At 73.9% G+C, this 12033-nt stretch carries 9 protein-coding genes; 7 read left to right on the top strand and 2 right to left on the bottom strand.

Annotated features, from left to right (window positions below):
• Both ACIPYS_RS02260 and ACIPYS_RS02265 read right to left on the bottom strand, forming a co-directional pair.
• Complete coding sequence (locus ACIPYS_RS02260) at positions 1-987, bottom strand: AAA family ATPase (protein WP_400742832.1); 987 nt, start codon at positions 985-987, stop codon at positions 1-3.
• A 359-nt stretch (positions 988-1346) separates the two neighbouring features.
• Positions 1347-1889: a carbonic anhydrase gene (locus tag ACIPYS_RS02265; RefSeq protein ID WP_093862360.1), complete on the bottom strand. Its 543-nt coding sequence runs from the start codon at positions 1887-1889 to the stop codon at positions 1347-1349.
• A gap of 506 nt (positions 1890-2395) precedes the next feature.
• On the opposite strand from ACIPYS_RS02265, the gene rsmH reads away from it, so the two are divergent.
• From rsmH to murD, 7 genes are read left to right on the top strand one after another with little or no spacing between them, the layout of a single operon-like run.
• On the top strand, positions 2396-3370 hold the full coding sequence (gene rsmH / locus ACIPYS_RS02270; protein ID WP_093862361.1) for a 16S rRNA (cytosine(1402)-N(4))-methyltransferase RsmH: 975 nt from the start codon (positions 2396-2398) through the stop codon (positions 3368-3370).
• 45 nt (positions 3371-3415) lie between these two features.
• A complete protein-coding gene (locus ACIPYS_RS02275) occupies positions 3416-4030 on the top strand; it encodes a cell division protein FtsL (protein WP_400742038.1) in 615 nt (204 codons plus the stop codon).
• The gene (locus ACIPYS_RS02280) at positions 4027-6402 is read left to right on the top strand and encodes a penicillin-binding transpeptidase domain-containing protein (protein ID WP_400742040.1); all 2376 of its coding nucleotides are present in this window, start codon (positions 4027-4029) and stop codon (positions 6400-6402) included. Before ACIPYS_RS02275 ends, ACIPYS_RS02280 begins: the two co-directional genes overlap by 4 nt.
• A 6-nt stretch (positions 6403-6408) precedes the next feature.
• Positions 6409-8070, top strand: a complete 1662-nt coding sequence (locus ACIPYS_RS02285; RefSeq protein ID WP_400742042.1) for a UDP-N-acetylmuramoyl-L-alanyl-D-glutamate--2,6-diaminopimelate ligase — start codon at positions 6409-6411, stop codon at positions 8068-8070.
• Positions 8067-9467, top strand: a complete 1401-nt coding sequence (gene murF / locus ACIPYS_RS02290) for a UDP-N-acetylmuramoyl-tripeptide--D-alanyl-D-alanine ligase (protein WP_400742045.1) — start codon at positions 8067-8069, stop codon at positions 9465-9467. Before ACIPYS_RS02285 ends, murF begins: the two co-directional genes overlap by 4 nt.
• Entirely contained in the window at positions 9467-10528 is a 1062-nt protein-coding gene (gene mraY / locus ACIPYS_RS02295) for a phospho-N-acetylmuramoyl-pentapeptide-transferase (protein WP_030391452.1), read from the top strand. Before murF ends, mraY begins: the two co-directional genes overlap by 1 nt.
• Complete coding sequence (gene murD, locus ACIPYS_RS02300) at positions 10525-11997, top strand: UDP-N-acetylmuramoyl-L-alanine--D-glutamate ligase (protein ID WP_400742049.1); 1473 nt, start codon at positions 10525-10527, stop codon at positions 11995-11997. The genes mraY and murD overlap by 4 nt, the downstream gene beginning before the upstream one ends.
• The last annotated feature ends 36 nt before the right edge of the window (positions 11998-12033 follow it).

The raw sequence follows: 12033 nt of genomic DNA on the forward strand, positions 1-12033 counted from the left end.
TCAGCCCCTCCGGACGGCCGGGCCGCCCTGCGGGCGCGGCAGCGGGAGGCGGGCGACCAGGTCGGTCACGATCTGCTCCGAGGTGCGGCGGCTGAGCTGGGTCTCGGCGGTCGGCATCAGCCGGTGGGCGAGCACCGGCACGGCGAGGCGCTGGATGTCGTCCGGGGTGACGTAGTCGCGGCCGTCCAGGGCGGCGGCGGCGCGGGCGGCCCGGACCAGGTGCAGGGTGGCCCGGGGGGAGGCGCCGAGGCGCAGCTCGTGGCTGGTGCGGGTGGCGGCGACCAGGTCGACGGCGTAGCGGCGGACCGGGTCGGCGACGTGCACGGTGCGGACCAGGTCGATCAGCTTGAGGATGTCGGAGGCGTGGGCGACCGGCTGGAGGTCGTCCAGCGGGCTGGCGCCGGCGTGCACGTCGAGCATGGCGAACTCGGCCTCGGCGCTGGGGTACCCCATCGAGATCCGGGCCATGAAGCGGTCCCGCTGGGCCTCCGGGAGGGGGTAGGTGCCCTCCATCTCGACCGGGTTCTGGGTGGCGACCACCATGAACGGCGAGGGCAGCTGGTAGCTGGTGCCGTCGATGGTGACCTGGCGTTCCTCCATCGACTCCAGCAGGGCGGACTGGGTCTTCGGCGAGGCGCGGTTGATCTCGTCGCCGACCACGATCTGGGCGAAGATCGCGCCGGGGCGGAACTCGAAGTCGCGCTGCTGCTGGTCGAAGATGTTGGTGCCGGTGACGTCCGAGGGCAGCAGGTCCGGGGTGAACTGGATCCGTCGCACGGTGCAGTCGACCGAGCGGGCGAGCGCCTTGGCCAGCATGGTCTTGCCGACGCCGGGCACGTCCTCCAGCAGCAGGTGGCCCTCGGCGAGCAGGACGGTCAGGGCGATCCGGACGGCCTCCGGCTTGCCCTCGATCACGCTCTCGATGTTGGCCCGGATCCGGTCGACGACGGCGGCGAGTTCCGGCAGACCGATCGGGCGGTGTTCCACCGCCTCCAGGTCGCCTCCCGCACGACCGTTGAGACCGGCCTGATCGCTGTAGCTCGTCACCCGTACGCTCCCTGGCACACCAACGACCGGCTCCGTCCGAGCCCGGCCCCCACCCCATGCTGGACGCGGCGTCCCCGGTCGCGGTTCCGTGGGGGAGCCGGTGCCGGGATACGGCCTGCGGCAGGCCTCCCCAGGTGGTTCGGGGTCAGACCGGCAGGCGCATTCTCCCCTGCGCGGCGGAGGAAGTCACCCTGTTGCCGTCCGCCCGCCTCCGGGCGGGCCGCCCGCCCGTTCCCCCGGCGCCGGACCGGGGTGTCCGGCGGCCCGGACACCGTCGGCCGGGCCGGCCGGGCGGGGGATCAGTCGATCTCGCGCAGCAGACCGGTGTGGACGTCGAACACGAAGCCGCGCACGTCGTCGGTGTGCGGCAGGAACGGGGAGGTGCGGACCCGCTGCATGGACTGCCGGACGTCGCCGTCGAGGTCCACGAAGGCCTCGACCGCCCACTGCGGGCGCTGGCCGACCTCCAGCTCCAGCTCGCGCCGGAAGTCCTCGGTGAGGCCGAGCAGGCCGCAGCCGGTGTGGTGGATCAGCGCGACCGAGCGGGTGCCGAGGGCGCGCTGACTGATGGTGAGGGAGCGGATGGTGTCGTCCGTGACCACGCCGCCCGCGTTGCGGATGACGTGGGCGTCGCCGAGTTCGAGGCCGAGGGCGGCGAACAGGTCGAGGCGGGCGTCCATGCAGGCCACCACGGCGATCTTCTGCACGGGGCGGGCGTCCATGCCGCCGTCCCGGAAGGTCACCGCGTAGTCGCGGTTGGCGGCGACGAAGCGGTCGATGACGGCCGGGGTGGCGGAATCGGCAGCGGCGGTCGGCGTGGGCCGGTCGGGTGTCACTGTCATGGTGAAGACGTTAGTGCGATTTACCCGGTCGTGGTGGGGCCGATTGCTACAGAGCGGACGCCTGTGACCGAGGGCATGTCGACAACGCCGTCCGCCGGGGCGCCCGCCGTCCGTCCGGTCGCGACCGGGCACCCGGCACGTGCCACGAGCACCCTCGCGACCTGCGGTGATCCGTACCGCCGCCCGGGTGGTGCGCCGGAGCGGACCATTGACTGGAGGGGCGCGCGCGATAGAGTTGCGGCGCAGTGGAGCACACCCGCCGAGGCCCGTCAACCGGGCCTTTCCGGCCGTGCGCGACCGACGCGGCCCGCGGCCTCCACCCGCTCCCCGTACCACCTGGCGCACCTTCCCCGGCGCCGGGCGGACACGGCCTTCCCCAGGAGCGGGCGGGGACCACGGGCCGCGCGGCCCGGCCCGTGCGACGGCTCCGCCTCCCGGTGGGACAGAATGGTCGGGGCTGCCCGGACGTCGGGCGGCTTCCGCACCGAGGAAGGGCGCCACAGCGCATGAGCACCAACGATCCGGGTCCCAAGCACGTCCCGGTGATGCTGCAGCGGTGCATGGACGCGCTGGCCCCGGCGATCTCCCGGCCCGGCGCGGTCGTGGTGGACGCCACGCTCGGCCTCGGCGGACACAGCGAGGCACTGCTCACCCAGTTCCCGGACGTCCGGCTGGTCGCGGTGGACCGCGACCCGGCCGCGCTGAAGCTCTCCGGCGAGCGGCTGGCCCCTTTCGGCGACCGGGCCACCCTGGTGCACGCGGTCTACGACGAGATCCCCGAGGTCCTGGAGCGCCTGGACATCCCGAAGGCCGACGGCATCCTGTTCGACCTCGGTGTCTCCTCGATGCAGCTGGACGAGGCCGACCGCGGCTTCGCCTACGCGCAGGACGCGCCGCTGGACATGCGGATGGACCAGACCCGGGGGATCAGCGCCGCCGAGGTGCTCAACACCTACAGCCACGGCCAGCTGGCCCGGATCCTCAAGCTGTACGGCGAGGAGCGGTTCGCCGGGAAGATCGCCTCGGTCGTCCTCCGGGAGCGCGAGAAGGAACCGTTCACCAACAGCGCGCGTCTGGTCGATCTGGTGCGCAACGCCATCCCGGCCGCCACCCGCCGTACCGGCGGCAACCCGGCCAAGCGGACGTTCCAGGCGCTGCGGATCGAGGTCAACGGCGAGCTCGAGGTGCTGGACCGGGCGATCCCCGGGGCGCTGGACGTGCTGGCGCTCGGCGGACGGATCGTGGTGATGTCCTACCAGTCGTTGGAGGACCGCCTGGTCAAGCAGTACCTCGCGGCCGGTGCGACCAGCACCGCGCCGCCCGGGCTCCCGTTCGTCCCCGAGGAGCACCAGCCCTGGCTCAAGCTGATCACCCGCGGTGCCGAGCAGGCCACCGAGGAGGAGATCGAGGAGAACCGGCGTGCCGCACCCGTGCGGCTGCGGGTGGCGGAGAGGATCAGGGACCGAAGCACCCGGGGCTGACCGGAACCGGGGCGGTCCGAAGGGCGGAGGAAGACGGTGGGGCCGGTGGCCGGAGGCGGGGCGGGGAGCCGGGTGCTCCCCGGGCAGGGCGGCAGGGCGCGGATCACCGTGCGCCCGGGCCGGTCGGTACGGGGGCGGACGCCGTTCGCGGTGCTGGTGGTGCTGCTGCTCGGGGCGGGGCTGCTCGGGCTGCTCGCCCTGAACACCGCGCTCAACGAGGGCTCCTTCGAGCTGTCGCGGCTGAACCGGCAGACCACCGTGCTGACCGACGAACAGCAGGGGCTCCAGCACCAGATCGACCAGAACTCCGCGCCGGACGCGCTGGCGCGCCGGGCCGTCGAGCTGGGCATGGTGCCGGCCGGCGGGATGGCCTTCCTCGACCTGCCGAACGGCGGTGCGGTGGTCGGCACGCCCAAGCCGGCCCAGGACAGCCCGCCGGTGAAACGGTCCAGCGTGGAACCGTGGCCCGGGAAGCAGCCCGCGCCGGGCCGGTCGACGGCTCAGCCGACCGCCCAGCCGAGTGCCCAGCCCTCCCCGGCGGCGCCGGCCGCCACCGCGGCGCCGTCGGCCGGGCCGGGCACCGGTGGCGACGTCACCGTGCAGGTCAACCCCGGCCCGGCCGGGCCGGCCCCGGCCACGGGCGGGGGTGGCGCCCGATGAGCACGCCCCGTCAGCCCTCCGGCGAAGGCGCCGGCGGGCGCCGGACGATCAAGGGCGCCGCGCCGCGCCCGGGTGCCCCGCGCGGACAGTCCGGCGCCAAGCCGCCGGCCGCCGGGCGGGCCCGCAGCCCCAAGCCGCCGCCCCCCGGGGCGCAGCCCGCGAAGCCCCAGCCGCCCGAGCCCAAGCCGCCCAAGCCGGCCAGGTCGCAGCCGGCCAGGCCGGCGGCCGCCGGGTCGCAGCCGCCGAAGCCGTCCGCCGCCAGGGGCCGGGCCGCGCGCGGGCAGTCGCCGAAGGACCAGCCCGCCGGGAACCGTCAGCCCCGTCCGCAGTCCGCCCAGGGGCGCCCCGCGCGCGGCGGCCGGCCGTCCGCCGCCACGGTCCGCCCGGCCGTGCGCGGGGTGCGTCCCCCGCAGCAGCGCCGCGCGGAGGGGCGCCCGCCGGCCGGTGCGCCGCCGCGCCGCCGCCCGCCGCAGCGCCGTCCGGCGTCCCGGGGGATCCGGCTGGCCGACCCGCGCCGCCGGCTGCGGGTGATCACCGTCGTGCTGTCGGTGGTGTTCTCGGTCTTCGCCGGGCGGCTGGTCCAGCTCCAGCTGCTGGACTCGGACGCGCTGGCCTCCGACGCCAACACCAACCGCTACCTGAACATCCCGATCACCGCCGAGCGCGGCTCGATAACGTCCTCCGACGGCGTCGCGCTGGCCACCACCGTGGACGCCTACGACATCACCGCCGACCCGGCGATGTTCACCCCCGAGGCGACCGGCCTCCCCGACGCCCCCGAGCAGGCCGCCGCGCTGCTGGCGCCGGTCCTCGGCCTGCCCAAGGAGAAGCTCGCCGCCGACCTGCGCACCCCGAAGACCCGCTACAAGCGGCTCGCCGCCCAGCAGACCCCGGACGTCAAGAACCAGATCACCGACCTCAAGTCCAGCCTGGAGAAGCAGGCCGGCTCGCGTGCCTGCCAGGCCCAGAAGCGGCTGCTGAACAAGCCCGCCGACGAGGGCGGCCGGACCCGGGTCGACAACGAGTGCGTCAACCCGTTGGCCGGCGTCTTCAACCGGGACACCCAGAAGCGGGTCTACCCCTCCGACGGGCTGGCCGCGAACCTGGTGGGCTTCGTCAACGCCGAGGGCGAGGGCGCCGGCGGGCTGGAGCAGCAGTTCCAGAAGCAGCTGGCCGGCAAGGAGGGGCACAGCAGCTACGCCCAGGCCGGCGGCCGGCTGGTGCCGACCGCGGGCGGCTCGCTGGAGCCCGCCGTACCCGGCACCGACCTGCGGCTGACCGTCAACCGGGACATCCAGTGGGCCGCCCAGCGGGCCATCACCGACCAGGTCGCCAACGCCGGGGCGGAGAAGGGCTACGTGATCGTCCAGGACGTCAGGAACGGCCAGGTCCTGGCCATGGCGACCTCGCCCGGATTCAACCCGAACGATCTGAGCACGGCCAAGAACTCGCAGCTCGGCAACGCGGCACTGCAGGACGCCTACGAGCCCGGCTCGACCGCCAAGCTGATGACCATGGCGGCGGTGCTGGACACCGGCAAGGCCACCTGGGACACCAAGGTCACCGTGCCGTACCCGCTGGTGCGCGGCGACGTGGCGTTCAAGGACGACGTCGAGCACGACACCTGGTACCTGACCCTCGCCGGCGTGCTCGCCAAGTCCTCCAACATCGGCACCATCGAGGCCGCCCAGACCCTCGGCGCCACCCAGCCCGAGGCCAACCGGGTCCTCTACGACTACCTGCGGAAGTTCGGCATCGGCCAGCAGACCGGTCTGGCCTTCCCCGGCGAGACCGCCGGACTGCTCGACAAGCCGGAGGACTGGAAGGCGTCCAAGCAGTACACCATCCCGTTCGGCCAGGGCCTGTCGGTCAACGCGCTCCAGGCGACCTCGGTGTTCTCCACCATCGCCAACGGCGGTGTCCGGGTGGCCCCCAGCGTGGTCCAGGGCACCACCGCGCCGGACGGCAAGTACACCCCGGCCCCGGCGGGCGCGCAGTCGCGGGTGGTGAGCGAACAGACCGCGAAGACCCTCACCGAGATGCTGGAGTCGGTCGTCTCCGACGAGCAGGGCACCGGCGGCAAGGCCGCGATCCCGGGCTACCGGGTCGCCGGCAAGACCGGCACCGCCAACCGGGTGGACCCGAAGAACGGCGGGTACCGCGGGTACACCGCCTCCTTCATCGGCTTCGCGCCGGCCGACCAGCCCCGGGTCACCGTCTCCTGCGTGATCCAGGACCCGGTCAACGGCCACTTCGGCGGCCAGCTGTGCGGCCCGGTGTTCAAGCAGGTGATGGAGTTCACCCTGAAGACCCTCCAGGTCCCGCCGAGCGGGAGCGAGGCGCCCAACCTGCCCGTCGAGTGGAAGCCGTGATCGACCATGGACAACGACCTGGCGGGTGCGGCCGCCGGTGCGCAAAAGGGCCGGTTTGGCCCTGGACACCCTTCGGCGGATAGCCTCTCCGCCGTGCCGAAACCCGATCAAAACACCGTGAGCCCGCCCCGCCCCGCGCGGACCGGTGCCCGGACGCTCGCCGAGGTCGCCCGTCTGCTGGGCCTGGACCCCGTGGAGGGGCCCGAGGTCACCGGCGTCACCCACAACGCCCGCGAGGTCCGCCCCGGCGACCTCTACGTGGCGTTCCCCGGGGCCAACCACCACGGCGCGGCCTTCGCCGGACAGGCCGCCGGAGCCGGCGCCGTCGCGGTGCTCACCGACCCGGCGGGAGCCGAGCTGGCGGCCGGCACCGGTCTGCCGCTGCTGGTCGTCGACCGGCCCCGGGCCCGGATGGGCGAGCTCGCCGCGGCCGTCTACGACCGCCCCTCCGAGCGGCTGCTGATGATCGGACTCACCGGCACCAACGGCAAGACCACCACCTCCTACCTGGTCGAGGGCGGCCTGCGCGGCGCCGGGCGCCACCCCGGGGTGATCGGCACCGTGGAGATGCGGGTCGGGGACGAGCGGATCAAGAGCGAGCGCACCACCCCCGAGGCCACCGACCTGCACGCGATCCTCGCCGTGATGGGGGAGCGCGGCGCGGACGCGGTGACCATGGAGGTCTCCAGCCACGCCCTGGTCTACGGCCGCACCGACGGCGTGGTCTACGACGTCGCGCTGTTCAACAACCTGACCCCCGAGCACCTCGACTTCCACCCGGACATGGAGGACTACTTCCAGGCGAAGGCCCGGCTGTTCCAGCCCGGCAAGTCCCGCGCCGGCGTGGTCAACCTGGACGACGCCTACGGCCGCCGGCTCGCCGCCGAGGCGAAGATCCCGGTCGCCACCTTCTCCGCCACCGGCGCCCCGGAGGCGGACTGGCGCGCGGTGGACGTCCAGCTCGGCCCGGTCGGCTCGACCTTCCGGGTGCTCGGCCCCGGCGGCGTCGAGGCGGACGCCGCGGTCCCGCTGCCCGGCCCCTTCAACGTCGCCAACGCGCTGGCCGCGATCGTGCTGCTGGCCACCGCCGGACTCCCGCTGGAGTCGGCCGTCGCCGGCGTCGCCGCCGTCCCCGGGGTGCCCGGCCGGCTGGAGCGGGTGGACGCCGGACAGCCGTACGTCGCGGTGGTCGACTACGCCCACAAGCCGGACGCCCTGGAGGCGGTCCTCGGCTCGCTGCGCGAGGTGACCAAGGGCCGGCTGCACGTGGTGGTCGGCTGCGGCGGCGACCGCGACCCGCACAAGCGCGCCCCGATGGGCGGCATCGCCGCCCGGCTCGCCGACACCGCGGTCCTGACCAGCGACAACCCCCGCAGCGAGGACCCGCTGGCGATCCTCGCCACCATGCTGAACGGTGCCGCCGCGGTGCCCGAGGCCGAGCGCGGCGCCGTCCTGGTCGTGCCGGACCGCGCCGAGGCGATCGAGCTGGCCGTCGCCCGGGCCCAGGCCGGCGACACCGTGCTGGTGGCCGGCAAGGGCCACGAGCTCGGCCAGTACGTACGAGACGAGATCCGCCCCTTCGACGACCGCGAGGTGCTGCGCGAATCCATCGCGCGGACCACGGCCGGCCAGGAGAACCAGGGCACCCGAGGAGTGGACCAGCCGTGATCGCACTGACCCTCGCCGAGGTGGCCGCCGCAGTCGGGGGAACCCTGACCGGCGCCGACCCGGACGCCCTGGTGACCGCCCCGGTCGAGGTCGACTCCCGCAAGGTCCGCCCCGGCGGGCTCTTCGCGGCCTTCGTCGGCGAGAACGTGGACGGCCACGACTACGCGGACCGGGCGCTCGCCGCCGGAGCCGTCGCGGTGCTGGCCTCCCGCCCGGTCGGCGGCCCGACCGTCCTGGTCGACAGCGTGGTGGACGCGCTGGGCAAGCTCGCCCGCGCCGTGGTCGGCCGCGCCGACGCCGCCGTGGTCGCGCTGACCGGCTCGGCCGGCAAGACCAGTACCAAGGACCTCATCGCCCAGCTGCTCCAGCGCCTGGGCGACACCGTCTACCCGCCGGGCTCGCTCAACAACGAGATCGGCCACCCGATGACCGCCCTGCGGGTCGAGGAGGGCACCCGGCACCTGGTGCTGGAGATGGGCGCCCGGCACAAGGGCGACATCGAGTACCTCACCTCGATCACCCCGCCCCGGATCGGCCTGGTGCTCAACGTCGGCACGGCCCACGTCGGCGAGTTCGGCTCCCAGGAGGCGATCGCCGAGGCCAAGGGCGAGCTGGTCGAGGCGCTGCCCGCGGACGGCGTCGCGATCCTCAACGCGGACGACCGCCTGGTGCGCGCGATGGCCTCCCGGACGAAGGCCCGGGTGGTGTACTTCGGCGAGTCCGCCGAGGCCGACGTCCGGGCACGGGATGTTCGCCTCGACTCCACCGGACGTCCATCGTTCACGCTGAGCACCCCGGCCGGTTCCGCGCGCGTGCAGCTGCGCCTGTACGGTGAGCACCACGTCTCGAACGCCCTCGCCGCCGCAGCGGTGGCGACGGAGCTCGGGATGACCGTCGACGACACCGCCGAAGCACTGAGCGAGGCGGGTGCGCTGTCCCGCTGGCGCATGGAGGTCGTCGACCGGGCCGATGGTGTCACCGTCGTCAACGACGCCTACAACGCGAACCCCGACTCGATGCGGGCCGCGCTGCGGGCGCTGATCTCGATGGGGGGGCGCGGCCCGGAGCGCCGTCGCACCTGGGCGGTGCTCGGCGAGATGCGGGAGCTCGGCGAGGACAGCCTGGCCGAGCACGACGCCATCGGGCGGCTCGCCGTCCGGCTGGACGTCACCAAGCTGGTGGCGGTCGGCGGACGCGAGGCGGCCTGCATGGAACTGGGCGCGAGGAACGAAGGTTCGTGGGGTGAGGAGTCGGTGCTGGTGTCCGACGCGGACGCGGCGGTCGAACTGCTGCGCAGTCAGCTGCGGCCGGGGGATGTGGTGCTGGTGAAGGCGTCCCGTTCGGTGGGGCTGGAGAAGGTGGCCGAGGCCCTCCTCGCGGACGGTGCGGCCGAGTAATGAAGCAGATCCTCTTCTCCGGCATGATCGGCCTGATCCTGTCGCTGGCCGGCACCCCCGCGCTGATCAAGCTGCTCGCCCGGCAGGGCTACGGCCAGTACATCCGTGACGACGGCCCCAAGGCGCACCACAGCAAAAAGGGCACGCCCACCATGGGCGGCATCGCGTTCATCCTGGCGACCCTGATCGCCTACTTCGCCACCAAGGCGATAACGCGCGAGAGCCCGACCGCCTCCGGCCTGCTGGTGCTGTTCCTGACGACCGGTCTGGGCCTGGTCGGCTTCCTCGACGACTACATCAAGGTCGTCAAGCGCCGTTCCCTCGGCCTGCGGGCCAAGGCCAAGCTGGCCGGCCAGTCGATCGTCGGTCTGGCCTTCGCGGTGCTGGCCCTGCAGTTCCCCGACAACGCCGGCCGTACCCCGGCCTCGGAGCACCTCTCCTTCGTCCGGGACTTCGAGTGGGCCGTCGGCCCGGTCCTGTTCGTCATCTTCGCGTACTTCCTGATCGCCGCGACCTCCAACGGCGTCAACCTGACGGACGGTCTGGACGGTCTGGCCACCGGCGCCTCGGTGATGGCCTTCGGCGCCTACACCTTCATCGGCGTCTGGGAGTACGGCCAGAGCTGCGCCTACGTCTCCTCGGCCACCGCCAACTGCTACGACGTCCGCGACCCGCTGGACCTCGCGGTGGTCGCCGCCGCCCTGATGGGCTCCTGCTTCGGCTTCCTCTGGTGGAACACCTCGCCCGCCAAGATCTTCATGGGCGACACCGGCTCGCTGGCCCTCGGCGGCGCGCTGGCCGGTCTGGCGATCTGCTCGCGCACCGAGATCCTGCTCGTCCTGCTGGGCGGCCTCTTCGTGATCATCACCCTCTCGGTGATCATCCAGGTCGGCTCGTTCCGGATGACCGGCAAGCGCGTGTTCAAGATGGCCCCGTTGCAGCACCACTTCGAACTCAAGGGCTGGAGCGAGGTCCTGGTCGTGGTCCGGTTCTGGATCATCCAGGGCCTGTGCGTGGCCGTCGGCCTCGGCCTCTTCTACGCGGGATGGGTGACCGGATGACCGACGCCGACCTGTCCGGGGCCCCGGACACCGACCTGCCCGACTGGTCCGGCCTGCCGGTCACCGTCGCCGGTCTCGGCGTCTCCGGCATCAGCGCCGCCCGGGTCCTGCACGGTCTCGGCGCGCTGGTCACGGTCGTCGACGGCGGCTCCGGCGAGGGCCTGAAGGCCCGCGCGGCCGAGCTCGAGGCGCTCGACGTCACCGTCCGCCTCGGCGACGGCGACACCCTGCCCGAGGGCACCCGCCTCGTCGTCACCTCGCCCGGCTGGCCGCCGAGCAGCCCGCTGTTCGCGGCCGCCGGCCGGGCCGGCGTCGACATCTGGGGCGACGTCGAGCTGGCCTGGCGGCTGCGCAGGCCGCACCCCGCCACCGGCGAGCCGGCCCCCTGGCTGGCCGTCACCGGCACCAACGGCAAGACCACCACGGTCCAGATGCTGGCCTCGATCCTGACCGCCGCCGGCTGGCGCACCGCCGCCGTCGGCAACGTCGGCGTCTCGGTGCTGGACGCGGTGCTCGCCGAGGAGCCGTACGACGTGCTCGCCGTCGAGCTCTCCAGCTACCAGCTGCACTGGGCGTCCTCGCTGCGCCCGCACTCGGCGGCCGTGCTCAACCTGGCCCCGGACCACCTGGACTGGCACGGCTCGATGGAGGCGTACGCCGCCGACAAGGGCCGGATCTACCAGGGCAACACCGTCGCCTGCGTGTACAACCTGGCCGACCCGGCCACCGAGGCGCTGGTCCGCGAGGCCGACGTCGAGGAGGGCTGCCGGGCGATCGGCTTCGGCCTCGGCGCGCCCGGCCTGTCGAACCTCGGCGTGGTCGACGGCCTGCTGGTGGACCGGGCGTTCGTGTCCGACCGGGCCAAGAACGCGGCTGAGCTCGGCTCGGTCGAGGACGTCAGCCCGCCGGCCCCGCACAACATCAGCAACGCGCTGGCCGCCGCCGCGCTGGCCCGCGCCTACGGGGTGGAGCCGAAGGCGGTCCGCGAGGGCCTGCGGGCCTTCCGCCCCGACGCGCACCGGATCGCCGAGGTCGCGGTGGTCGACGGCGTCACCTGGATCGACGACTCCAAGGCGACCAACACCCACGCCGCCGCCGCCTCGCTGGCCGCGTACCGGCCGGTGGTCTGGATCGCCGGCGGCCTGGCCAAGGGCGCGGAGTTCGACGACCTGGTCCGGGGGGCGGCCGAGCGGCTGCGGGCCGCCGTGCTGATCGGCGAGGACCGCGCGCTGATCCGGGAGGCGCTGGCGCGACACGCGCCGGATGTCCCGGTGATCGAGGCGGCCGAGGGCCAGACTGGCGCGGTGGCGATGACCGAGGTGGTCCGCGCGGCCGCTTCGCTCGCCCGAACGGGTGACACGGTGCTGTTGGCCCCGGCCTGTGCCTCGATGGACATGTTCACCAACTACGGCGAGCGCGGAGACCTCTTCGCCGCGTCCGTCCGGGAGCTGGCGGACGGGGACCGGTAGCGCGGCGGACGGCCTCCGGCCGCGGTCGCCGCGCCC

It is taken from the genome of Kitasatospora sp. NPDC089913 (genome assembly GCF_044748625.1).
Taxonomy (GTDB): Bacteria; Actinomycetota; Actinomycetes; order Streptomycetales; family Streptomycetaceae; genus Kitasatospora.